General features: G+C 61.5%; 18 protein-coding genes and 1 pseudogene. 14 read left to right on the top strand and 5 right to left on the bottom strand.

The annotated features are described in order from the left end of the window. Positions 1 to 54: 54 nt before the first annotated feature. The 5 genes from ACTFPK_RS02105 (at position 55) to ACTFPK_RS02085 (ending at position 4971) form a co-directional block, all read left to right on the top strand. A complete protein-coding gene (locus tag ACTFPK_RS02105; RefSeq protein WP_439910971.1) occupies positions 55 to 1701 on the top strand; it encodes a bifunctional ADP-dependent NAD(P)H-hydrate dehydratase/NAD(P)H-hydrate epimerase in 1647 nt (548 codons plus the stop codon). Positions 1702 to 1769: 68 nt separating this feature from the next. Continuing rightward, positions 1770 to 2963, top strand: a complete 1194-nt coding sequence (gene alr, locus ACTFPK_RS02100) for an alanine racemase (RefSeq protein ID WP_439910970.1) — start codon at positions 1770 to 1772, stop codon at positions 2961 to 2963. Positions 2964 to 3055: 92 nt separating this feature from the next. Further along, a complete protein-coding gene (gene tsaE / locus ACTFPK_RS02095) occupies positions 3056 to 3583 on the top strand; it encodes a tRNA (adenosine(37)-N6)-threonylcarbamoyltransferase complex ATPase subunit type 1 TsaE (protein WP_284898126.1) in 528 nt (175 codons plus the stop codon). Further along, positions 3580 to 4350: a tRNA (adenosine(37)-N6)-threonylcarbamoyltransferase complex dimerization subunit type 1 TsaB gene (gene tsaB / locus ACTFPK_RS02090; protein WP_439910969.1), complete on the top strand. Its 771-nt coding sequence runs from the start codon at positions 3580 to 3582 to the stop codon at positions 4348 to 4350. The genes tsaE and tsaB overlap by 4 nt, the downstream gene beginning before the upstream one ends. A gap of 9 nt (positions 4351 to 4359) precedes the next feature. Further along, positions 4360 to 4971: a GNAT family N-acetyltransferase gene (locus ACTFPK_RS02085; RefSeq protein ID WP_439910968.1), complete on the top strand. Its 612-nt coding sequence runs from the start codon at positions 4360 to 4362 to the stop codon at positions 4969 to 4971. 117 nt (positions 4972 to 5088) lie between these two features. On the opposite strand, the gene ACTFPK_RS02080 is transcribed toward ACTFPK_RS02085, so the two are convergent. Then, on the bottom strand, positions 5089 to 5727 hold the full coding sequence (locus tag ACTFPK_RS02080) for a hypothetical protein (RefSeq protein ID WP_316992464.1): 639 nt from the start codon (positions 5725 to 5727) through the stop codon (positions 5089 to 5091). Beyond that, a complete protein-coding gene (locus tag ACTFPK_RS02075; RefSeq protein ID WP_150867983.1) occupies positions 5708 to 5938 on the bottom strand; it encodes a hypothetical protein in 231 nt (76 codons plus the stop codon). The genes ACTFPK_RS02080 and ACTFPK_RS02075 overlap by 20 nt, the downstream gene beginning before the upstream one ends. A 226-nt stretch (positions 5939 to 6164) precedes the next feature. Here ACTFPK_RS02075 and tsaD point away from each other — a divergent pair, with 226 nt between their 5' ends. After that, positions 6165 to 7205 carry a tRNA (adenosine(37)-N6)-threonylcarbamoyltransferase complex transferase subunit TsaD gene (tsaD, locus tag ACTFPK_RS02070; RefSeq protein WP_274733308.1) on the top strand — a complete coding sequence of 347 codons (1041 nt, stop codon included), beginning with the start codon at positions 6165 to 6167 and terminating at the stop codon, positions 7203 to 7205. Between the two features lie 4 nt (positions 7206 to 7209). Here tsaD and ACTFPK_RS02065 read toward each other — a convergent pair whose 3' ends face one another. After that, positions 7210 to 8460 carry a class I SAM-dependent methyltransferase gene (locus tag ACTFPK_RS02065; RefSeq protein ID WP_274733307.1) on the bottom strand — a complete coding sequence of 417 codons (1251 nt, stop codon included), beginning with the start codon at positions 8458 to 8460 and terminating at the stop codon, positions 7210 to 7212. 93 nt (positions 8461 to 8553) lie between these two features. Here ACTFPK_RS02065 and ACTFPK_RS02060 point away from each other — a divergent pair, with 93 nt between their 5' ends. The 4 genes and pseudogenes from ACTFPK_RS02060 (at position 8554) to ACTFPK_RS02045 (ending at position 12003) form a co-directional block, all read left to right on the top strand. After that, positions 8554 to 9384 carry an aldo/keto reductase gene (locus ACTFPK_RS02060; protein ID WP_274733306.1) on the top strand — a complete coding sequence of 277 codons (831 nt, stop codon included), beginning with the start codon at positions 8554 to 8556 and terminating at the stop codon, positions 9382 to 9384. A gap of 195 nt (positions 9385 to 9579) precedes the next feature. After that, positions 9580 to 9876, top strand: coding sequence for a co-chaperone GroES (gene groES / locus ACTFPK_RS02055; protein WP_016443059.1), 297 nt, complete (start codon positions 9580 to 9582; stop codon positions 9874 to 9876). Between the two features lie 155 nt (positions 9877 to 10031). After that, a pseudogene (locus ACTFPK_RS02050) lies at positions 10032 to 11066 on the top strand (virulence RhuM family protein). Positions 11067 to 11298: 232 nt separating this feature from the next. Further along, entirely contained in the window at positions 11299 to 12003 is a 705-nt protein-coding gene (locus tag ACTFPK_RS02045; RefSeq protein ID WP_274778481.1) for a hypothetical protein, read from the top strand. Between the two features lie 304 nt (positions 12004 to 12307). Here ACTFPK_RS02045 and ACTFPK_RS02040 read toward each other — a convergent pair whose 3' ends face one another. After that, positions 12308 to 15247 carry a LamG-like jellyroll fold domain-containing protein gene (locus ACTFPK_RS02040; protein WP_274733302.1) on the bottom strand — a complete coding sequence of 980 codons (2940 nt, stop codon included), beginning with the start codon at positions 15245 to 15247 and terminating at the stop codon, positions 12308 to 12310. Between the two features lie 372 nt (positions 15248 to 15619). Here ACTFPK_RS02040 and glmS point away from each other — a divergent pair, with 372 nt between their 5' ends. The 3 genes from glmS (at position 15620) to guaB (ending at position 22102) form a co-directional block, all read left to right on the top strand. Next, entirely contained in the window at positions 15620 to 17584 is a 1965-nt protein-coding gene (glmS, locus tag ACTFPK_RS02035; RefSeq protein ID WP_274778480.1) for a glutamine--fructose-6-phosphate transaminase (isomerizing), read from the top strand. Positions 17585 to 17759: 175 nt separating this feature from the next. Then, on the top strand, positions 17760 to 20387 hold the full coding sequence (locus ACTFPK_RS02030; protein ID WP_274733298.1) for a 5'-nucleotidase C-terminal domain-containing protein: 2628 nt from the start codon (positions 17760 to 17762) through the stop codon (positions 20385 to 20387). Positions 20388 to 20593: 206 nt separating this feature from the next. Then, entirely contained in the window at positions 20594 to 22102 is a 1509-nt protein-coding gene (guaB, locus tag ACTFPK_RS02025; RefSeq protein ID WP_274733296.1) for an IMP dehydrogenase, read from the top strand. A 221-nt stretch (positions 22103 to 22323) separates the two neighbouring features. Here guaB and ACTFPK_RS02020 read toward each other — a convergent pair whose 3' ends face one another. Next, positions 22324 to 23010, bottom strand: coding sequence for an exonuclease domain-containing protein (locus ACTFPK_RS02020; RefSeq protein ID WP_274733294.1), 687 nt, complete (start codon positions 23008 to 23010; stop codon positions 22324 to 22326). Between the two features lie 205 nt (positions 23011 to 23215). On the opposite strand from ACTFPK_RS02020, the gene ACTFPK_RS02015 reads away from it, so the two are divergent. Continuing rightward, complete coding sequence (locus ACTFPK_RS02015; RefSeq protein WP_274733292.1) at positions 23216 to 24469, top strand: lipid II:glycine glycyltransferase FemX; 1254 nt, start codon at positions 23216 to 23218, stop codon at positions 24467 to 24469. The last annotated feature ends 11 nt before the right edge of the window (positions 24470 to 24480 follow it).

Below are 24480 nucleotides of genomic sequence, written 5' to 3'. Positions count from 1 at the left end.
CGGTCCGGCTGCGCGACCCGGTTCCGGGGGCGCTGCGCGCGTTACGATACCAGTATGTTGCGTACCTATGATGCCGCGACCGTGCGAGCCGCGGAAGAACCACTGCTGGCGGCCGGTGAGCCGCTTATGGCGCGGGCGGCCCGGGCGCTCGCGAATGCAGTTATCTGGGAGTTGCGCAGGCGTTCCATTCGTGTGAGCGGGACCCGCATCGCTATTTTCGCCGGGGCGGGTAATAACGGTGGGGATGCCCTCTACGCTGGCGCGTATCTGGCGCGGCGCGGGGCAGCCGTGGTGGCGGTGGCGCCGCTGGCGGCGTATCACCGGGAGGGAGCGGCGGCTCTCGAGCGGGCCGGCGGGAGCCTCATCCGCGAGGCGAGCGCGGCGCAGGCGGTGGGTGTTGCGCGGCGCAGCGCTGTCTGGGTGGACGGCTTGCTCGGCATCGGGGCGCGCGGGGCGGCCCGCGAACCCCTGGCATCGGTGCTGAGTGCGCTGGAGACCGAGCGTTTGGCCAGCCCGGTGGAGCCGCTCGTGGTGGCGGTGGATACTCCGTCGGGTATCGGGGTGGACGACGGCGCCCTCCCCGGCCCGTACCTCTCCGCCCACCTCACCGTAACCATGGGTGCGGCCAAAGCAGGTTTGGTGCTGGAGCCGGCGCGGCGGGCCGCGGGGCGCGTCGAGGTGGTGGAGCTCGGTTTCGGTCCGTACCTGGGCGAGCCGGCCGTACTGCAACTGGGCGATGCCGATGCGGCGGACCTGTGGCGGGTACCGGGCGCGGATGACCACAAATACACCCGCGGCGTGGTGGGAGTTGTGGCCGGTTCCGTGCAGTATCCGGGTGCGGGGTTATTAACGACGACGGCGGCGCTGGCAGCGGGACCCGGGATGGTACGGTACCTCGGCGAGAGTGCGGTAGCGGAGCTGGTCATCGCCGAGCATCCGGAAGTGGTGGCTGCTGCGGGGCAGATCCAGGCCCTCACGGTTGGTTCGGGTGATCCTCCGGGGGCGCCGGCCCTGCTGCGGGCGGCGTTGAAAAATGAATCCCCGGTGGTGGTGGATGCCGGGGCTCTGCCCGAGCTTGGCCATATGGTGTGGCGTGAGGGCAAGGAGCTCGGCGAACACGTGGTGCTCACTCCGCACGCCGGGGAAGCGGCCACGCTGGCCGCTCAACTGGATCTTCGTAGCGCAGATGGCACTCCTTTCAGCCGCGCGGTGATTGAATCTTGCCCGGTGGCGGCGGCGCAGGCGCTCGCGGCCCGAATGGGAGCGACGGTGGTGCTCAAGGGCGCCGTCGATGTGGTGGCCAGCCCGAGCGGACCGTGTTATGCCCAGGGCGGGGCGCCCGGGTGGCGCGCCGTGGCCGGCGCCGGAGATGTTCTAGCCGGGCTGATCGGTGCCCTGCTCGCGCAGCACGTTGGGAGTGAACAGCACGCTGGGTTTGCGCAGCACGCGGAACCCACCGGTGCTGCTCCCGACGGGCCCGGGGCGAGCGCCCTTGCCCCCGGGGCAGCTGCCCGCATCGCGGCCGCCGCCCTGCATATGCATGCCCGCGCCGCTGCGCTCGCGGCCGGAACTCCTTTCGGGGCGGTGGGTACCAGCGCCCTCGGAGAACCCGCGCCGCTGCCAGGCCGGCCCATCACCGCAGCTCAGATTGCCGCGCGCATTCCGGAGGTCATCGGCCAGATCCTGGCCGGGGGCGCGTAGAATACAGGCACATCCGCGCCCCGCACCTTTCCACCCCGGCCCGTTCCGCTCTCCAACAGGAAGAACACATGCTTAGCCTTGATCCCGCAGTTTTCACCTCTCGAGCTACCATCAGCCTGGGTGCGCTCGAACAGAACCTCACCCGGGTACGGGCTCATCTCACGGGCCAGAAAATCATGGCGGTTATTAAAGGAGATGCGTACGGCCACGGGTTGCTTCCCGCCGCGCGCGCCTTCGCGCGCGCGGGAGCGGACTACCTCGGGGTTGCCCAGCTTGCCGAAGCACTCGAGCTGGTGCGGGAATGGGGGGAGCTACCCGCGGAAGGTGAAGCGCTGGCCGGCCACCCGGCCCTGCCCCCGGTTTTCTCATGGATCTATACCCCCGATAGCGACCTCACCCCCGCGCTGAAAGCCGGAATTGAACTCTCGGTGGGGGATACCTGGATGATCGAGGCGGTGGCGCGGGCAGCTGCGGCTACCGGCCGCACGGCGCGGGTCCACTTGAGTGTGGATAGCGGGATGAGCCGCGAAGGTTTCAATGTGGAGGATATCCCGGCGGCCGCGCAGCTGCTGGCCGGCCACGAACAAGCCGGCCGCCTCAAGGTTGTTGGCATCTGGAGCCACCTGGCCTGCGCGGACGACCCGGAAAGCGATGCCACCGCCAGCCAAATCACCGCTTTCGACGAAGCCCGCCGCTTCGCCGCAAGCGCCGGCCTGGCCCCGCGCCTGGCTCACCTGGCTGCCTCCAGCGGGGTTCTCTGGCACCCGGGAGCCCGCTACGATATGGTGCGCCCCGGCATTATTCTTTACGGACTCAGTCCCGAACCGCGCCGCACCCTGGCCTCCGACCTCGGGCTGCGCCCCGCCATGCGCCTAGAATCTGAGCTGCTTACCACCCGCCAGCTCTCCCACCGCGCCGGCGTTTCCTACGGGCACACGGCCGTTGTTGAGGACGGGGCCGTGCTCGGCGTCGTACCGCTGGGATACGCCGATGGTGTTCCGCGGGCACTATCAAATAAGGGCTACGTCACGGTCGGGGAGGGGGCCACCGCCCAGCGCGCGCCCATGACCGGGCGGGTATGCATGGATCAGTTTGTGGTACGCCTGGACGGGCCGCTGCCGGCCGGCACCCCGGTGGTGCTGTTCGGGGATCCGGCCCGTGGGGAAGTGAGCGCCGCGCAATGGGCGCTGGCCGGCGGCACGATTTCTTATGAGATTATTACCAGGGTTGCGGCCCGGGTCCCGCGCGTCTACGTGAAATAGGCACGCGCCCGAGGAATAAGCGCGTTACTTACGGTGCCCTGTGGCTTAGGGTGGCCTACGCCCGCGGCTGCGAAGCGACGTAGAATAGCACGGTGACTGAGAAGATCCTTATTGCGGACGCCGATGCGATGCACGCGGTGGGCCGTGTCCTCGGAAAGCTCCTGCGCGGCGGCGACCTCATCATGCTCAACGGGCCGCTGGGCGCCGGGAAAACCACAATGACCCGCGGGATCGCGGAAGGGATGAACGTGGGCGGGCGCGTAACTTCCCCGACCTTCGTTATTGCCAATGTGCACCGCGCGCGGGCGGGCGGTCCCGACCTCGTCCACGTGGATGCTTACCGCCTCACCTCCCTGGAAGAACTGGACGCCCTGGACCTGGATTCCTCCCTGGAAGAATCCGCCACCGTGGTGGAATGGGGCGAGGGCAAAACTGAAGTCCTCACCAATGACCGCCTCGATATAGATATTGATCGGCCCGTTGGCTCGGAAGCGGGTAGCGATGTGCTTGACCTGTACGTTGATTCGCCGCGCACCCTCACGCTGCGTGCCTCCGGCCCGCGTTCGCGCCAGCTCGCTGCCGACTTGCTCGCCTCGTACCACCAGGAGAATGCTTTATGAATATTTTGACCATTGATACCAGCGATCTGTCCGTGGTGGGCCTGGGTCGCGTGGATCGTTTCGGGAACGACGGCGCCACCGGGAACATCGCCACCTTGGCCCGCGAAGTTTCTGCGGATTCGCGCCACCATGCGGAAACCCTCACCCCGATGGTTGCCGCAGTGCTGAAGGCAGCCGGGGTGGACCGCGCGGACGCTATCGTGGCGGGAACCGGGCCCGGAGCATTCACCGGGTTGCGCGCCGGTCTCGTGACTGCCCGTACTCTTGCCTTTGCCTGGGATGTTCCGCTATACGGCGTCTCATCTCTGGAAGTGCGGGCCATGGGTGCGCTGCGCGAGGGTGCTGCCCGCGCCCTCGCGGTGATTGATGCCCGGCGTAAGGAACTTTACGTGTTGGCAGCCGAAGCGGTCGCGGGTGCTCCGGAAGCGGGTGCTGGCGCAGTGTCTGGTGCGACCTCGGAGGCGGCTGCCTGCGGTAAGGCACTCAGTGGCGCGCTGCGCGTGGTGGACGGCCCCCGGATTATCCGCCCGGCCGAGGTGCCGGAATTGCGCGGCGAACATACGAGCGTCGTCGTTTCCCATGAGGATATGTATCCGGAACTGAGCGGGGCACACGTGGTGGAATGCGAACCGGAGCTCATGGTGGCGCGCGCGGCGGCGAAGCTTGCCGCGGGTGAGGTGCTCGATACCGAACCGCAGTATTTGCGGCGCCCCGATATCGCGCAGGGGGTGGCCCAGCCGGCGGGCAGCGGTTACCTGGGCAGCTAGGCGCGGACGATGACGGCCAATATGCCGCGGCATTGGCGCGATCTGCCGGTGCGGCGGGTGGTAGCTGATGCGAGCTGGGCGCGCGACCTGGCGCGTTTCGATGCGGCGCAATTTGGAACGCGAGAATCCTGGCCGCGTGGAGCCTGGGAACAGGCGCTGCGGGCCAGCAGTGAAGTGTATCTGCTCTACACGGTGGAGCCTCCGCGGGAGGTAACTGAGGTGTGCAATTCCGTTCCTTCCATTAATGCGCTAGATGATATGCATCCTCCTATCCTGGCAGCCGGTGGGGTGAGCCTGGGAGTGGAATCCGAAATTCTCACCCTCGCGGTCGCGGGGGCGGTGCGCGGGCAGGGCCTGGGCGGCGCGCTCTTGGATGACCTCATGACGCTCGCGCGTGATGCCGGTGGGGAAACCATGTTCCTGGAAGTGCGTTCGGAGGACCCGATTGCCACCGGGCTCTACGCTTCGCGCGGCTTTATCGCAGTGGGGCGGCGCCCGGGCTACTACCACGGGGCGGATGCCACGATTATGCGGTGCGCGCTGCGCGGCCATGCAGAAACCGGTGTTGGTGAGCAAGCCGGCGGCGGTGAGAGCGCGGCTCCCGATGCCGGTGAGGTATGAGCACTAACTGAGCAAGCTCTGAGTTAGCTCGTTGCGGCGTGGTGGGATTCGTATTGGCGTATAATCCTGGGCTTTTATCGCGCCAGAGAACTGAATTCCTGACTCAAGTGCGGGTGGTTACGCTTCGAGGGCTTGGAGTGCGATGGTACGGTTATGACGCACCACGGCCCGCACCTGGCTCTCCTCCCATTTCCGCATGCCTTGTTCGAGTGTTGCGCGGGCTTCGGGTGTGCATGCCACCCCGAACTCGTCGATAACGAAGAGGAGGATTTCTTCCAGGCAGGGCCGGAACCTGCGCCCGCCTACCGGGAAGTGGACATCGGCAATACGGGGAGTGCGTGCTTCGTTCTTGATGCGCCGGCGCGAGCGCCGGGAGTGGTGGCCGCCCAGGAGCAAAGCATGTGTCCATTCATCACGATGGGCATGTACCTGGATATGCGCGCAGGGGATATTCGAGCGTGGTGAGCGAATATAATCCCAGCGCACCAAGGGCTCTTTTCCATCTTTCCCACGGATCACCGAGAACGTTGACTGATTAACAGTAAGAAGACCGGCCTCTGGATCGAGGAAAACCACGTAATCGAAACGGACAATGAGGAAACGATCAACGTAAATACTTCCCAACAGTCTTTTTGACGGAAGGGTTCCCTTTGTGCCTTCTTGTTTTACCAATGAAAAACCGGGATCGATCAGCTCCCCAATCAGCTGTAGATGCGAGGCGAACTCATTGGTTCGCTCATCCAAGTGTTCGCTCACCACGGTACATCTCCTCAAAGTAATCTAGGCCTTCCATCTCAATGTAGGCGTGAGTTTCTTTTGGACCGAGCTGGTAATTATCGGCCCGGAGGTCGAATTCTTCCCGGGTCATTCTGACCTCACGCAAGATTTCTTCCTTGCGCTCGAGAACCTCCTCCAGTGAGTTGTAAACACGGTCCGGAAAATACAAACGGTCCGGCTGCGCAGTCATATCTGTCACTCCCTTACTCCTATAGTTCCGGGTGGTTATCCCCGTCCTTCTCCGCCATTCTCGCATGGCATAGAGACACAAAAAAGAGCTAGCTATTTCCCTGTGGAAAAGGGTAGCGCGTGGCGATTTTGTGGATAACTTCTCGCCCATCGCTACCAACGATGCGGATGAGAGCGGACCCCGATGCCAGTGAGGAATAAGCGTTAAAGGAGTAAGATTAGCGGGCGTGAGTACAACAGTTTTGGGAATCGAAACCTCGTGCGATGAAACGGGGATCGGCATCGTACGTGACGGCGAATTGCTGGCGGATGTCACCGCCACCTCAATGGATGAATATGCCCGTTACGGCGGCATTATTCCCGAGATTGCTTCGCGTGCTCACCTCCAGCAAATGGTCCCCACCTTGAATGCCGCCCTGGAGAAAGCAGGTGTGGGGCTGCGCGACCTGGATGCCATTGCGGTGACCGCCGGCCCGGGACTTATCGGATCGCTCACCGTGGGGGTATCCGCGGCGAAATCCCTGGCCTTGGCGCTGGACATTCCGCTGTACGGAGTTAATCATATTATCGGGCACCTGGCGGTGGACCAGCTGGCCAGCGGGCCTTTCCCGGAGAGCTTTATTGGCCTGGTTGTTTCCGGTGGGCATTCGTCGATTCTGCACGTGCGTGATATTGCCGGAGATGTCACCGAGCTGGGTGGCACGCTGGATGATGCCGCCGGCGAAGCTTTCGATAAAGTGGGGCGCCTCCTCGGCCTGCCCTACCCGGGCGGCCCGCATATTGACCGGCTCTCGCGTACCGGTAACCGCGATGCCATCCGTTTCCCGCGCGGCCTGGAAGGCGGGAAGAACAAAGCTCGCCATCGTTATGATTTCTCCTTCTCCGGCCTGAAAACCGCGGTGGCTCGCTATATCGAGGGCCTGGAGGAACGCGGCGAAGAGGTCAATGTTCCCGATATTGCCGCTGGATTCACCGAAGCGATTACCGATACTCTCACCGATAAAGCCCTGCGCGCCTGCGAAGATAAAGGCTGTGACACCCTGGTGGTGGGTGGAGGATTCTCCGCAAATTCCCGGCTGCGGGAACTGGCCGCCCAGCGCGGAGCCGAACGCGGGATCACCGTGCGTATCCCGGCACTGCGCTACTGCACCGATAATGGCGCCATGATTGCGGCCCTCGGTTACAGTGTGGCGGTGAGCGGGCGGGCGCCGTCGGCCCTCGATATTACGGTGGACACGAATATGCCCCTCGACTTGGTAGCTTTCTAACTTTTTACCAGCCTTCGCGTTCGGCCACGATAGCCCGATGCTCGCCGAGGATCCGGGTGAGGATCACGGTGGCCTCGGCCTCCCCGGCGTTCTTGTGCAGCTGGAGTTGTTTGCGGAAGAGCGCCGGGTCAATATCGGTTCCGCGTTTTTTGATTTCGGCCCGCACCACGCCGCGTTTGCGCAGCTCGGCAGCCACGGTTTTGGCGTGCAGCGGGAGCACGTCCAGTATTTTGAAACGGGCGAGGAGCGGGGAGGCGACGGCGTCGCCACTTAGATACGCGAGCCCGGGCGAAATCGGAGCTAAATCAAAATCGCTACACACCTGGTCGAGGCCCCCGGCGCGCATGAGCGCCGGATCCGGCTCATACAGGTAGGCATCCAGAGGGCGGGCCGGCAGGGGAGCGGCCGACTGGCTCGGATCCCCGCGCCAGGTGCGGTAGTAGCCGACCAAGTTCCCGGGAGCGGGGCTGGCGGAAGTGGCGGAAGTGGTGCCGCGGTGCTGCCCGGCCTTTTCGGTGAGGATCGTGGCGCCGCGCCCCGGATCGCGCGTACCAAACCACGCCACCGCCTCCACGAGGTCCCCGTCCACGCTCACCCAATCGACAAACGCATCGGCGGGCAAATCCGCGTAGCGAATCCCGGGCCCGAGCTTAATACCGGTGACCCGAAACTCCCGCGCGAGCGCAATAGCGTCACTAAGAGCCGGCTGCCAGTGTTCCGGGTGTGAAATCCGCTTCCCCCGCGCATCACGCCGCGCCGGATCCAACCACAGCCCCTCCCGGTTGTCGTACTGCTCCAGCAGGGCGTACCCATCTGTTGGTACGACGGCGCAGCCGGCATTAGCCTGCGCGAAATGAGCGGTGACCGGGTCGCGCTCCACTCCCAGAGCGGTTAAGCCGCCGTCCACAAAAGCTTGGCAATCCGCCCCGATCCCGCACCCGAAATCGAGCACGGAGGTGACCCCGGCACGCTGGAAGACCGAGGCGTGCTGGCGGGCCACGCTGGCACGGGTGGATTGCTGGAGGCCGGCGTCGGTGAAGAACATGCGCGCGGCACGTTCCCCGAATTTTGCGCGGGCGGCATCACGCAAGCGGGTCTGAGTGAGAACAGCGGAGCTTTGCGCGGGGCTCAGGCCGCGTTCACGCAGCTCAGTGGAAAGTTTGAAAGCGTCGGCCACGTTGTGGGCCGGCATGGTGGCCAGGAGGGCCTGCCCGGCGGGGGAGGTGAGCCAGTGGGCGACGTCGAGCTGTTCCACGCTCCTAGCCTAGCGTGCCCGGGGAGGTGGAACCTAACGTGCTTGGGAGGTGAAACCTGGCCAGACCAGCCCGCACCTGGCACACTATGTGATATGGCTAATATTCCGACATTGACATTGAACGACGGACACACCATCCCGCAGCTCGGCTTCGGCGTTTTCCTGGTGGAGCCGCAGGAGGCGCAGCGCGTGGTGAGCGAGGCGCTGGCCACCGGGTATCGGCATATTGACACCGCAGCCATTTACGGCAATGAAGCTGAGGTGGGGCGCGCGCTTGCGGCCTCCGGTATCCCGCGCGAGGAGCTGTTTATCACCACGAAGCTGTGGAATGACCGGCAGGCCGATGCTCCGGCCGCGCTGGCGCAATCTTTGGACAAGCTCGGGCTTGATTACGTGGATCTCTATCTCATTCACTGGCCGGCACCCCAGCAGGGACTGTACGGGGAGGCATGGAAAGATCTGGTGAGCTTCCGGGAGGCCGGGCTGGTTCGTTCGGTGGGCGTATCCAATTTCCAACCTGCGCATCTCAATCGCATCCTGGCCGATGGCGGCGTCGTACCGGTCGTGAACCAAGTTGAGCTGCACCCGCGTTTCCAGCAACGCGACGTTTCCCAGTATTGCGCCGCGCGCGACATCAAGATCGAGGCGTGGGGGCCGCTGGGGCAGTCCAAGTACGGGCTTGATGAGCTGGGGCCGATTGCGGCCGCGGCTCGCGCGTACGGGAAAACGGCCGCGCAGGTGACGCTGCGCTGGCATCTGCAAAGTGGGCATATCGTTTTCCCGAAAACCACCCACCGGGCGCGCATGGAAGAGAATATCGATATCTTCGATTTTGAGCTCAGTGCCGCGGAAATGCGGGCGATTGCCGGGCTGGATGCCGGGGAAGCCGGGCGGGTGAGCTCTCACCCTGATGAGGTGAACTAAGCGCGCGTGCGAGAAACTTCGCTTTTCGCAAATCCTTAGCACTCACCTTGACTGAGTGCTAAGTGCGGCTTACCTTTAATAGCGGACGTAGTTCATGCTACGGCTTGTGCTTAGTGCGGGCCCGGCCCCCGCGACGGCGGGTCCCGGTTCTGAGCGCGTTTGTAGTGCACGAGTTGAGAAGTAAGGAGGAGCCGCATGTCGGTCTCCATTAAGCCGCTTGAGGATCGCGTTGTTATCCGCCAGGCAGAAGCAGAAACGACCACCGCTTCCGGTCTGATCGTTCCCGATACCGCTTCGGAAAAGCCCCAGGAGGGCACCGTGCTGGCGGTGGGTCCGGGTCGTATTGATGACAAGGGCAACCGCGTCCCCATGGATGTCAAGGTGGGGGACGTTGTGGTGTACTCCCGCTACGGAGGCACCGAAGTCAAGTACGGCGGGGATGAATTCATCATCCTCTCCGCGCGTGACGTGCTCGCCGTGGTGGAAAAGTAACATCACCTAGGCAGCGCCGTTTTTGCGGCAACTAGTAGCGCCGCGATTCGGCGGCAGCGTAGTACGTGGTGGGGCTGGCTCTCTCGGGCCGGCCCCACCACGTTTTTGCATACACTTGTGTTCAACATGTTGCATAAACGTTCTACGGGGGTGTGATGGATAGCGTTCCAAACGAAGAAGGATTCGATGCTCAGGCGGATGTTGGGCAGGTGTTGATCTACTACAACCCTGATAGCGCTGCTGATATTGAGGTGCGCCTCGAAGGGGAAACAGTCTGGTTGACTCAAGCACAGATGGCAGAGTTGTTTCAGTCCTCGAAATCCAATCTCAGTGAGCACATCAAGCATATTTTCGAAGAAGGTGAACTGGACGAAGAATCAGTTGTTCGGAAATTCCGAACAACTGCCGCTGACGGTAAACGCTACCTGGTCGCCCACTACAACCTCGACATGATTATTTCGTTGGGTTACCGGGTGAAATCCAAGACGGCAACCAAGTTTCGCAGGTGGGCAACTGAGCGGCTGAAAGAGTATCTGGTCAAGGGCTTTGTTCTTGATGATCAGCGGTTGAAAAACTTTGGTGGTGGCGCCTACTGGCGTGAGCTGCTGGAGCGCATTCGGGACATTCGCTCGTCAGAAAAGGTGATGTACCGGCAAGTGCTTGACCTGTAGGCCACGAGTGTTGATTATGACCCGCGTAGTGCTGAGTCAGTTGCGTTTTTTAAAATGGTGCAAAACAAACTTCATTACGCTGTGCATGGGCACACTGCTGCTGAGGTGATCTATGAACGTGCTGATGCCACTCAGCCGTTCATGGGGCTAACTACGTTCAAAGGTGACTTGCCGATATTATCCGAGGTCAAAATCGCGAAGAATTACCTGAGTGAAGATGAGCTTAAAATCTTGAACAGGTTGGTGTCGGGTTATTTTGATTTCGCTGAAGTCCAGGCAATGAGCCACAATCCGATGCGTATGGCCGACTATGTCGAGCATCTCGACAAACTTTTGGCCGCTACCGGCAAACCAGTGCTCTGTGGCGCTGGAAAGATCAGTCACCAGCAAGCCGTGGATAAAGCGATCAGCGAGTACCGCAAATTCCAAACTCAGACTCTATCTCCGGTTGAGAAAGACTATCTTAGAGCGATCAAGGAGATTGAGGGTGAGGCAAAACAAGCCTCCAGGGGCGACTAGCTAATGGCGTGTGAAAGAAATGCTGATGTAATGCTTGGAGCCTAAATTGAGGCGCCAATAGGTGGCAGTTTGGTTGTGACGGAACGCGGCGAGGAGCGGGCGCAAGTTTTGAATCTGGACAGGGTGTGCATTCCGGACCGTTCGGGCCGTCAAGTGTGCGTCAGGAACAGAAAATTAGCGGAAAACTGTCCGTCGCGCACACTTTGCACATGCGTCGAGTGAAGGGATAGCTATGGTTCGTGTTTCTCCGGATCCGGATTGGACGCCGGTGCCTTTCCACCGGTCATGGAGCGGGCACCTCATTGTCGGCACGCTGACCGCGATAGGTATTGTGATTGCGCTGGCGCTGAGCAGGTTGTTCCTCTCTCATCAGGTGAATTTTTTCGCTCTGCTGCTCATTGTTGTGCTGAGCACCGTGGCTGTTGAGTTTCTTTCGACTATCCCGCACCTGTGGCAACAGCAAAGGTACCATCACCCCCACCCGGGAGGATGGCTTCCTCCGCTGAGCCGGATTGCATTCTTCGCAGGGGTCTATTTTCTTGTCGCGCTCGCACTGACGTGGGACTCTCGGCAGGCACTCATCTGTGGTGGTGTGGCTACCGCGGTCGCGATTATTGAGGTGATCGGGATACGGCAGTGGAAATCCGGCTTGACCATAGCGGAGGAGAGAGAAGCCGCTCTGAAAGCCAAGAAAGCACTTCAGGAACTCATCATAGAAACCCGCATAGAGCGGCGGGAGATAGCTCGGCGCAGAGCGGCCGAGCGCCGCAAGCGGCTCGGTTTACCGGAGGACACCAGTCCGATTATTACGGTAAAGCCGGGTGGTTTTGAATTCAGGCCGCACCGCGTTAACTTTATTCCGCCGCGTGCCGAGCCCGACGCCGCGGGGCAGCCTGATGCGCACTCAGATCCGCACTCTCAAGAGGACCGGGGCTAGCTCGACAGTTAATTGCGGCGCAGCTGGGCTCCCGGCCAGCCGATCCCAGATCAGCTACGCACAAGTCTCACAGTGCATTCCGGACCGTTCGGGCCGTCAAGTGTGCGTCAGGAACAGAAAATTAGCGGAAAACTGTCAGCCACGTCCACTTTGTTTCTAGCTGAACGTGAGGGAAGGGGAGACCCCGGATAATCCGGGGCCTCCCCTTCCGTTTGTCATGGGTGGGATACCGGCCGGTGGGCCAGCATCCCGCACAAGGAGCTAGTTGTTAACGGGCTGCTAACAGTGTTGTGTCAGCGATAGATCATTGGCGGAGCATTGGCGTATCAACGCCATCACCATCCCAATCGCCCACGAGCAGCTGGTCGCCGGGATTTCCGTACGCCAGCGCCACATCAGCATTGCCGCTCTTGAGTGAGTTTGCTAGGAATACCTGGTTGCCGCGGTGCACCGCGAAGGTATCCACGCCATCGCCATCCCAGTCACCTACCAAGACTCGGTCACCGATCCGGCCATAGGAGAAGCTCATCTCAGCCTTACCGCCCGTGAGCGAGTTAGTCACGAAGAACTGATTGCCACGCTGGACCGCGAAGCTGACCTTCCCGTCACCGTCAAAATCACCGCTGACCAAGGTATCGCCGTCGCGCCCGAAGCTCACGGTTGCATCAGCTGCACCCGAACGAATCGAGTTGAGAACGAAGATCTGGTTGCCGCGCCGGACAGCGAAGGTATCCTTACCATCGCCATCCCAGTCACCGACCGCGATAGTGTCATCAGCGCGCCCGAAGGAGATCACCTCATCTGCGATTCCACCGGCGAGGCTGTTCTTGATGTAGATCTGGTTGCCGCGGCGGACAGCCAAGGTTTGCTGACCATCACCATTCCAATCCCCGGCCAGGACTTCGTCACCGGCTCGCCCGTAGGAGAAGGCCGGCTCGGCTGCCCCGGACTTCCAATCATTGGACAGGTAGAACGTATTACCGGTGTTACCCGGTTTTTCCGGAACATCAGTTGCGCTCGGGCTAGGCACCAGAGTCGGGTCAGGCGCCGGAGTCGGGTCAGGGGACACCGTGGGAGTCGGCTGCACCGTTGGATCCGGCTTTTCTGTAGGAGCTGGCTTCACTGTCGGCGTCGGCTGAGCCGTAGGCGTTGGCGGCACCGGGGGAGTGGGCGTAGCCGAGGGAACAGGCTGTGCCGAAGGTGCCGGTTTCTCGGTAGGCGTCGTCGTTACTGAAGGAACAGGTTTCGGATCGGGTTGCGCAATCCCTGCTGATTGCTCAAACCCAGCCAGGGTGAATTTCGCTTGCTTGATATACGCAAGATCGGTGCGTACATCGTACCCGCGCCCGGCTGTTCCCTTCCACGAATGTGAAAAGTCTTTATCCCAGTGACCGTAGGAATGCATGATAAACGTGCCATCGGGCAGCGTTGTGACACCCGTATATCCGGTATCCCCGCCGTAACGGTTATTCGACCAGTCCCGCTCCAGGAGAATGCGATACTGCCCTGCACGCTGGTTCATCAAATCATCAAAAGTACCGACCCAGGCCACCCAGTTGCCGGCTTTCCAGTCACTAGCCCCATCGTGGCGCCCGTTCCCGTTGAGGTCGTAGCGGATTTCCCGCATCGGAACCACCACGCGGCCCGAAACGGGATCATATGTCGGCTTATGCCGTTCTCCGGCGAGGGAACCGGGAAGCTCGACCGGCTGTGACCACGTCTTCCCCTCATCCTTCGACACAATCATCGTGGGGAGATGTGCGTGGGACTGGCTGCGCGCCAAACCCACGATTTGCTTGCCATCGGGAGAACGGAACATTCCGATCTCACACATCTGATGGGACTTTTCAATATCCCGGTATTCCGCAAGATAAGGAACCGGATCAGACCACTTCTCAACACCGTTCTCGAAGGTCAGGTAGGTCTTGTAATTGACGAAACTGTAGTCGTGGTACACGCCCATCCATTTTTGAATCGGCTGACCTGCGTCGTCACGCAGCTGCACCAGTGATGCCATGGCCACAATCGCGGCGTTGTCCTTCCCGTCGTGCTGACGTACCGGGTGGAAATTCTTGTATTCGCTCCACGTCTCGCCATTGTCATCCGAATAGGAGGTATTCCACCCGTAACGATTGCCGGCATTATCAACGCCCCAGCCCGGGTTAGCGGTGATGAGCACGAGGCGCTCCGAGCCGTCCTCCCGGATCAGGGAATACAGCGTGGGAGTCTCCTGCGAACCGGTCCACGACTTCGGGGTATCGGTTTTCTCTGTCCAGGTGGCTCCCTGGTCATCAGAGACCATCATGACCAGCGGGCCTTTACCGTGCCCGGCCGGGAAAGCGGAGATCAAGCGCCCCGTTTTCGTTTGAACCACATCGGGTTGGCCCAAGTACTGGCGGTTACCACCCGGCTGGCGCATAACGGTGCTCACGTTATCGGCACTAAGTTTGTATTCGGGAATGGTATTGCGCAGCGGTAGCTGAGCTTGCGCAGGTTCATCTTGATCCGGCTGATCTGGAACCGGCTTACCCGGATCTGGATTTTCTTGGCCGGAATTCTGCGGCCGCTCCTTGTCATAAAGGGCCTTCACATCAGCCGCGCTCAGCGCAGAGTTGTAAACCGCCAGTTCATCAATGGCGCCGGTGAAACCCGTTCCACCAATGATGTCCGCTGGGATGAGGGCGCGGTGGTTCTTCGTCCAGGCATTTGTATCAACGGCTTGCCCGTTGACATACATCGTCATGCCAGCGGATTTCGACTGCGTCCACGCGACGTGATACCAGGTGCCACCGGAAAAATCGTATTTGAAGGTGAGAACATCACCGCTTCGCTGACCTACATGGAATCCAGCTTGGCGGCCGGCAGCTAATTTGAGATCAAAAGAAAAATTCTTCTCTTTATCCATGAGGACTGATGAGCGCTCACGCGGCGCGGCATCCGAGCGCACCCAGTAGCTCACCGACCACGGGTCGTTCTCACCAATCGAGATCGGCTGGGAAAAGCTCAGGCCCTTACCGTTTTCGACCCGCAGGGCTGTGCCGGATACGCCGGCCACCAGCGGCGCCTGTGCCTGATCTGGATTGCGTTGGCCCGCAGAATCCGCGAGGTCGGTATTGAAGGAGTATTTATGAATCGGGGCTGCTCCCTCGGCCTCCTCCGCCGCGTGCGCGACGAGCGTGCCCCCGGCTGGCAAGGCGAGCAGGAACGCGCTTGCGCATGATATGAATCTATATAACCGTTTCACCAGTCTTCACTTTCGATGGATTGCTATATGTGGAGCACCTAGCATCGGCAGCGCTGCCGATGCTCCCAACTGGGTTGGGGTACTCCGTCTACAAGATGACCGGTCCTTGTTGTGAACATTCTAGGAGGTCTACGCCCAGGTGCAAGCGTTTTATGGACTTTAAGTCTGACAACTATTTGTGAAGTGAGTTACACGGCGTGTGTGTGGTGGTACTCAGAAACCAGGTTTGTACGCGCCTCGTACGCGCTGCAGCGGCGTTGGCGAGCAAGTTTCCGGATGCCCGTAACTAAATTTGTCTGACCTGCGCAAATATGCGGCTTTTAAGGGTGTTGGCTCTTTTCTTGGAGCCACCGGCGCAGTACTTTAACTTCCATGTGCGGAATTGTTGGGTACGCGGGCCCGCGCTCGCGAGCAGAACAGGGAAGAACAAACAGCGGTACACAGCGCGCCCTTCAGGTGGTCCTCGAAGGCTTAGCCCGCCTGGAATACCGCGGCTACGACTCGGCCGGGGTAGCGGTGGCGGGGCCGGAAGGCCTGCGTGCGGTCAAGCGTGCCGGGCGCCTCGATAACCTGCGCCACGCCCTTAGCGATACTCCCTTGCCACCCGCGCAGGTGGCCATCGGGCACACCCGTTGGGCCACTCACGGTTCGCCCTCCGATACCAACGCCCATCCCCATGTCTCTTTTGACGGGCGGGTTGCTATCGTCCATAACGGAATTATCGAAAACTACCGCGAACTCGCCCAGGCGCTCGCGGCGGACGGTATCACTCCCATCTCCGATACCGATTCGGAAATCGCGGCGCATATCCTCGCCCAGCAGCTGGCCGCGGTAGAGGCGACGGCCGCGGTAGAGGCGACGGCCGCGGTAGAGGCGACGGCCGCGGAGCCCACCACCGGCGCCACAGATTCAGGCTCGGCCCTCTTCCGCGCCATGCTCGCCACCGCGAATATTATTGACGGCTCCTTCACCCTTGTTGCTATCGACCGCGACCGCCCCGATACCGTGGTGGCGGCCCGGCGTAATTCCCCGCTGGTGATCGGCCTGGGAGAAGGGGAGAACTACCTGGGCAGCGATGTGGCCGCTTTTATCTCCGAAACCCAGCGCGCTCTGGAAGTGCCCCAAGATACCGTGGTGGAAATCAGCGCGGATACGGTGCGCCTCCTCGGTTTTGACGGCTCGCCGCGCGCGGGCCGGGAATTTACGGTGGATTGGGATGCTTCGGCAGCGGTCAAGGGTGGATACGCCACTTTCATGGACAAAGAGATCCACGAGCAGCCGCGCGCCGTCGCCGATACGCTACGCGGGCGCGTGGTCAACGATTCTCTTCAATTGGACGAGATGCGCATTAGTGAATCTGTGCTGCGCACCATCGATAAAATTATTGTTATTGCCGCGGGTACCGCTTCTTATGCTGGGCAGGTGGCCCGCTACGCCATTGAGCATTGGTGCCGTATCCCGGTGGAGGTGGAGCTCGCCTCCGAATTCCGCTACCGCGACCCGGTGGTGGGGGAGAAGACGCTCGTCGTCGCGATCTCGCAATCCGGGGAAACGATGGACACGATTATGGCGGTGCGCCACGCGCGCGAGCAGGGCTCGAAAGTCCTTGCCATCGTGAACACGTACGGCTCGACCATCGCGCGCGAATCCGACGCGGTGCTTTACACCCACGCCGGCCCCGAAATTGCGGTGGCTTCCACCAAGGCCTTCGTTGCCCAAATCACCGCCTCCTACCTGCTTGGACTCTACCTGTCCCAGATTCGCGGCAATAAATTCCGCGATGAAATCACCGGCTACCTCGACGAACTCGAACGCATGCCGGCGCGCATGGAAAAAATGCTCGCCCAGGAACCGCAGATCCGCGCCCTGGCCCGCGAGCTCAAGGGCGAAAACTCGGTGCTTTTCCTCGGCCGGCACGTCGGCTTCCCCATCGCGCTCGAAGGCGCCCTCAAACTCAAAGAAATTGCCTACGTGCACGCCGAAGGTTTCGCCGCTGGGGAACTCAAGCACGGCCCCATTGCGCTCGTGACCGAAGATCTGCCTATTTTCGTGATCGTCCCGACCCCGCGCCGCCCCGAGTTGCACGCGAAAACGCTCTCGAATCTGCAAGAGGTCCGTTCGCGCGGGGCACGAACCATTGTGGTTGCGGAGGAGGGCGACGACGCCGTGCGCGATTTCGCCACCTCGGTATTCTGGGCACCCCGCGGCACGCCCACCCTCATGATGCCGCTCGTCACCGTGATCCCCCTGCAGATCTTCGCCTCGGAGATGGCGGCGGTGCGCGGCTATGACGTGGATAAACCGCGCAACCTGGCTAAATCGGTGACGGTCGAATAGCTGGAACGGCGGGTGGCCGGTTGCGCGCCAGCTCCGGCCAAGGGCCGGCGCGCTCGCGGCTTCCCGCCGGCCCCGGCCACCCGGCGCTCACTTTCCAGTCACATTCACTTGGCCGGGCGTTAACCCGCGCTTCGTAGGGTGGCGGTGTCCTATTTCCCTCGGATGAAGGAACACCATGACCATATTCTCCCTTCGGCGTATGACCGCGTTCGGTGCGGTCGCGGTACTGGGCGCCGGCGTGCTCACCACGCCGGCTCATGCAGCGCCAGCCGACCACGTCACCATTGACATCGCGGCGATCTCCGATTTCCACGGCCATATCGAGAATGCGGCTGCCCTCGATTACCAGATTGATGAGCTGCGCAAGGCCAATCCGAATACCCTCTTCGTGGGCAACGGGGATCTGGTGGGCGGCTCCGCCTACGTTTCTTCGATCGCCAATGACCAGCCCACCCTCGATATTCTCAACGCCATGAAGCTCGACCTTTCCGGGGCGGGCAATCACGAATTCGACCAGGGCGTCAAGGATTTCGAGAACCGCATCGTACCGGCCTCCGAATTCCCGTGGACTTTGGCGAGTGTGGGCGGTATCGATACGGAAAAAATCGCTCCCTACACCGCTAAGACGGTTGGCGGAGTGCGGGTGGCTTTCGTTTCCGGTGTGACTGACGAGCTCAATACCCTGGTGTCTCCCACCGCGATTACCGGCTTGGATATTAAGGATCCCGTCAAGGCTGTGGATGCCCAGGCCGCGCTGCTCAAGGATGGGGACGAAAGCAACGGGGAGGCGGATATCGTCGTCGCCCTGATGCACGCCAATAATGCGGTAGCGGCAACGCTCGGAAGCGATGTGGACGCCGTCGTCGCCGGTCACACGCACCTCGCCGTGGATAGCGTGACCACGCCTTCGGGCGCGCCGGTTCTGGAAGTGGGCGAATACGGGCGCATGTACGGCCGTTACACTTTTGTGTACGACGCCGCAGCTAAGAAGCTCGTGAGTGCTCAGGCCGCCAATATTGCGATTGACTACAAGAACCCCGAGGTCCCCAAGTCAGCCGATATCGACAAGATGTACCAGGCTGCCGAAGTGAAAGCCAAGGAATTGGGCGCTCAGCAGATCGGGACCATTGAGGGAATCGCGAACCGTGGCACCAATAACGGGAACGATACCGGGGCGAACCGCGGGACCGAATCCTCGGCCGGCAATATGATCGCGGAAGCTTTCTACCAGTACTCTCAAGGCATGGAGAAAAAGGCCGATTTCGGCATTATTAACCCGGGCGGGATCCGTGCGGATCTAGACCCCAACGGGGACGGCATCGTCACCCTGGAGGAGTCCTACACGGTGCAGCCGTTCGGGAACTCCTATGCCACCGTGGATCTGACCGAAGCGCAGATCTACACCATGCTCGAACAGCAGTGGAATGACAAGGAAGGCGCCTCGCGGCCCATGCTGCGCCTCGGGCTCTCCTACAATATGCATTACGTTTTCGACGCCGCGGCGGATGCCACCCCGGGCCAGCGTGTCAAGGCCGTCTACATCAACGGTGAGAAACTGGATCGGGAGGGTAAGAAGGTCTATACCGTGGCCTCCAACCAGTTCATCCTGGCCGGCGGTGACGGCTTCACGGTGCTGGGCGAAGGTAGCAATTACGCCGATACCGGGCTTATCGATAACGATGTATTCAACGCGTTCCTCAAGGCCAATCCCGGCTACCAGATCCGCTATAACCAGACCTCGGTGGGCATTACCGGGGAAGATGCCCTGCGGGCGGGTGCAAGCGCGGAGCTGAGCTTCTCCTCGCTGGCCCATACCTCTACCGAACCCAAGGGTGAGAAAGTCACCGTCTACCTCAACGGGGTGGAAGTTGGTAGCGCGGCGCTGGACACCACCGTCACTCCGGCTCTTGATAACACCGGCCGGGCCACCGTGCAGGTCGTGGTTCCAGCCGATGCGCCCGCGGATTCCGTGCTGCGCGTGGTGGCCGGGCCCACCGATGTGTCCTTCCAGGTGGCCGTTGCTCCCGCCGCGGTAACGCCGGATCCGGGTACTCCGGAACCGACGCAGCCGAGCAAGCCGGAACCGACGCAGCCGGAACAGCCCGCGAAGCCGGGTGCTGCGGCGGGCAACCGCTTCATCGCCACCAATAACTGGAACTCGGGAGCCGGCAGTATCGACACCGGCTACGGGCGTTCCGGGGAAGACTTCATTTACGGGGACTGGGATGGTGATGGCGTGGATAGCCTCGGCGTTGTGCGCGGTAACCAGTTCCTCCTGACTAACGGCTTCTCCGGGAACGCTACCGAGGTATTTGCTTTCGGGAAGGCCGGTGACCGGGTGCTCGTGGGGGATTGGAACGGCGACGGTCGAGACACCGTAGCCGTGGTGCGTGGAAACACCATTTACGCGGTGGATTCCCTGCGCGGCGGCGTGGCAGACCACGTCTTCACTTTCGGGCGCCACGGGGATACCTACCTGGCCGGCGATTTCAATGGCGACGGCCGTGACGAAGTAGCGGTCCAGCGCGGTAATACTTTCTTCGTGCAGGATTCTCTGGGAGGGGCGGCCTCGGCCACCTTCTCCTTCGGCCGTGCCTCGGATATCGCCCTGGTGGGTGATACTGATGGCGACGGAAAGGACACGATTGCGGTGGTCCGCGGTAACGCCTACTACCTGGCCGGGTCCTTGAGCTCCGGCCCCGCCAGCGCGGTGTACTCCTTCGGTAAGCACACCGATGCGCATCTCCTGGGTGACTGGAATGGCGACGGCGTAGATACTCCGGCCGTCCGCCGAGTCCGTTAAGGGGGCGCTCCCACGCTGCTAGCCCGCGGGCTGGCGTGGCTCCTAGGTGAGTCCGCCGGCCTGCGGGCTAGTTGTATATAAGCCGCGGGCACGCTCGTGAACTGGGAGTTTGCAGCTGTGCCCGGGGGCGGGGTACACGCGAGCTGTGTTGATTTTCGCGTGCCGGCCGCATTGGAGTTATCAGCTAGGCGCGATAACATGGGAAAATGGATTTCGTGAACGATTTTGCTCCTCTTGCTCTAACCTATGACGATGTGTTGCTTGTTCCGCAACCAACTGATGTTATTCCTTCCGAAGTCGATACCTCTTCCCACCTGACCCGCAATATTGTGCTGAAAACCCCCATGGCTTCCGCGGCTATGGATACGGTGACGGAGCGCGATATGGCTGTTGCGATGGCACGCCAGGGCGGTATTGGGATTATTCACCGTAATCTTTCCCCGGAAGATCAGGCCCAGCAGGTTCGCGAGGTTAAACGTTCCGAATCCGGTATGATCACCGATCCGGTGACCGTTGCTCCACATGCCACGATCGCCCAGCTTGATGCCCTGTGCGGGCAGTATCGAGTTTCCGGCCTTCCCGTGGTGGATGAGCAGAAGCATCTGCTCGGCATTATTACCAACCGTGATTTGCGTTTCGTTCCGGAAGATGAATATGCCACCACTCGGGTTGAGGATGTTATGACCCGCATGCCGCTGGTCACCGCACCCACGGGAGTGTCCCGCGCGGATGCGCGGGCGCTCCTCAAGAGCCACCGGATTGAAAAGCTGCCCCTTATTGATGAGGATGGGCGCCTCACCGGCCTCATCACCGTCAAAGATTTCGTTAAAACCCAGCAGTACCCCAATGCGTCGAAGGATTCCCAGGGGCGCCTCCTCGTGGGTGCGGGCGTTGGCTACCTGACCGATTCTTGGGAGCGGGCCGGGATGCTTGCCGATGCGGGTGTGGACGTGCTCGTGATCGATTCAGCGAACGGGGAAGCGAAGCTTGCCCTCGATATGATTCGCCGCCTGCGTGCCGATTCTGGTTTCGACGGCGTGGAGATTATCGGCGGAAATATTGCTACCCGCTCGGGTGCCCAGGCGTTGATCGACGCCGGCGTTGACGCGGTCAAGGTTGGGGTGGGCCCCGGGTCCATCTGCACCACCCGCGTGGTGGCCGGTGTGGGCGTGCCGCAGGTGACCGCTATTGTTGACGCGGCGCGCGCCTGCAAGCCGGCCGGTATCCCGCTGATCGCGGACGGTGGCCTGCACTGGTCCGGGGATATTGGCAAGGCCATCGTGGCCGGTGCGGATACGGTTATGCTCGGTTCGCTCCTGGCTGGCTGTGTGGAAACTCCCGGCGAGGTTATTTTCGTGAACGGCAAGCAGTACAAGCACTTCCGCGGCATGGGCTCCCTGGGTGCGATGAGCTCGCGCGGCAAGAAGTCCTACTCCAAGGATCGCTACTTCCAGGCCGATGTGACCTCCGATGCGAAGCTCATTCCGGAAGGCATCGAAGGCCAGATTCCCTTCCGCGGCCCGCTGGCTTCGGTGCTTTACGAATTGGTGGGCGGCCTGGGCCAGACCATGTTTTACTCGGGTGCCTCCACCATTGCCGAACTCAAGGAAAAGGGCCGCATGGTCCGCATGACCGGAGCCGGCCTCAAGGAATCGCATCCTCACGACGTGGAGATGACTGTGGAAGCCCCGAATTACTCCGGGCTCAAGTCCTAAAGGCGCCTAGCCATACATAGACTTCCGGTGGGAACCACCGCGAGTGGCATGGCTGAAGGCGGTAGTGAGGGCCGGGAACACACTGATATGTTCCCGGCCTTCCCTATGCGCCGCAAGGTACGACGCCGCAACCCGGCTTCTTGCATGGTTGGGTGACGCGCGTGGCCGAATTGTGCGTGGTCCGGTAGGAAGAACCCTGCGAACTACACACGTGGCTGGGTTTAGGCGCGCGGGACGGGCCAGCCTTCCTTGGGGCCATCCGAGCGGCCTACCTTGCGTAAAAATTCTTGGAATTCGCGTTCGGCCGCGATCTGGATATCCACGATTTCCCGCAGCTCTTTTTCCCGCAGCTGGGGGAAGCGCTCCAACATGGCTCCCAATACCCGGAGCGTGGCCACCACATCCGCTTCCGCATTATGGAAAGAATCATCCTGGAATACCCCGTAGTGCATAACGAGGTTTTCCAGGCGGCGCTTACCCTTCCGGTAGCGATCCACCCCGCGATCTAGCAGGTAGGGGTCAATAACCGGGAAAATATCCCCGCCGAGGCGCTGGCTGAGGGTGGGGAGCCCGTGGCGGGCCAGTTCACTTTCGAGCAGCGTGAAATCATAGGAGGCGTTAAAAGCCACCACCGGTTGGCCGGCCGCTAGCTGTGCCCCCAAAACATCTGCGATTTCACCGAGAACTTCCGTGATGGGCCGGCCTTCCGAACGTGCCTGCTCCGTGGTGATGCCGTGCACCCGGCTGGCCGCCTCCGGAATATCTACCCCGGGATCTGCCAACCAATACTGCCGTGAGCTGCCCTCACTATCCACCCGCACGAGCGAGCAGGTGACGAGGCGATCACGCCGGGGATCCACCCCGGTTGTTTCTGTATCAAAGCCGATAAGCGGCAGCGTGGTCCACACGGTTCTTATCCTTTCCGCGGCCCGCGCCGCGCTTCTGTGCTGGTGCTTTGTAGTCTAATCGGCCCCTACGACATAAAAATCGGCGCTTACCACACCAAAATAAGCGCTGGCAGCCATATCGCATTTCCAGGGCTGTTTCAGCTTAAGTTACTCTAATAGGGAGCTGACGAATTGGCTCTGAGCTGCCCGGTAGGAAAGGAACGCTATGCAGTTCGCGGTGTTATCCGAGAATGACTATAACGACTATATGGCCACGCAACGGTGTTTCCTCTCCCAAACGGTCAGCTACGGGCGGGTGCGCCAAGCCGAAGGCTACCGGGTGGAATACGTGGGCGTACGCGACGAAACCGGCACTGTTTGCGGTGCCGGCCTCATTATGTATCAGCCCTGGAAGAAGATTTTTACCCGGGCTTCCCTCGCCTACGGGCCCACCTTGGATTGGAGCCAGCGCGAGGTAGTTGCCGCTTTCTTCAGCGGGCTCAATCGGCATTTCGCTTCCCAGTCGCGCCTGCTCACCGCTCGGATTAACCCGATTCTGGCGCGCCGCTGGTACACGGACATTACGCCCGTTGAGGATAACCCGGTTGCCGGCACGGTCTCCCAAGCCCTCGAACGCGATGGCTGGCGCCACCTCCCTTACGAATTCGGGGAGCGCTCCGATATTCAATTGCGTTGGATCTACACCAAAACCATCTCCGGGATGAACTTCGAGGAAGCCAAAGCCACGCTTGCCAAGGGACTGCGGCGTCGTTTCAATAACGAAAACCGCTACGGGGTGCAGACCCGTTTCCTCGGGCCGGAAGACTTCGATGTTTTCGCCCAGCTTTACGCGAGTACCCGGGACCGCACGGACGGAATGCCCGCGCTTTCGGCCTCCGCGGTGCGTTTCTACCGCGATCTCATGGCGGATATGGGCCCCGAACGCGCGCTGCTCGCGGTGGCGTACGTGTCTCCGCGCCGCTACCTCGACCAAATTGCCGCCGAACGCACTGAGGTGCACGAGCGGATTGAGGTGCTGCGCGGGCGCAAAGAAACAAAAGCACGCGAGCGGGAACTTGAGCAGGCCGCCCAGCGCCTAGAGGTGCTTGACGGTCAGGAAGAAATGGCGCGCGAAACCCTGGCCGAGCGCGGCGACGCGGAGATTCCCTTCAATGCCGCACTCGGATTCCGGGTCGGTTCCGAACTCATTTTGCTGCTGGGCGGGATGGATAAAACACTGTCCGCCTACGCGCGCGATTACCCGGTGGAGCGCGCCATGTTCAAATACGCCTGCGATGAGGGCCTGGATACCTACAACACTTTCGGGATTTCCGGTGACTTTTCGGAGGATGCGGATGATGCCAATATCCTCGCCTTCAAGCGCTGGCTCAACGGGCAGGTCGAGGAATTCGTGGGCACCTACGAAAAGACGTTCGCCCCGCGTTTCCTCGCGCGCGTGCTCGGAGCTGAAACCAGGTAGGTGCGGCCCGA

This window comes from Actinotignum sp. UMB0459, from assembly GCF_051905915.1.
GTDB lineage: Bacteria > Actinomycetota > Actinomycetes > Actinomycetales > Actinomycetaceae > Actinotignum > Actinotignum sanguinis.
Note: the sequence above shows the minus strand (reverse complement) of the source record. Positions and strands in the feature narration are given on the sequence as shown.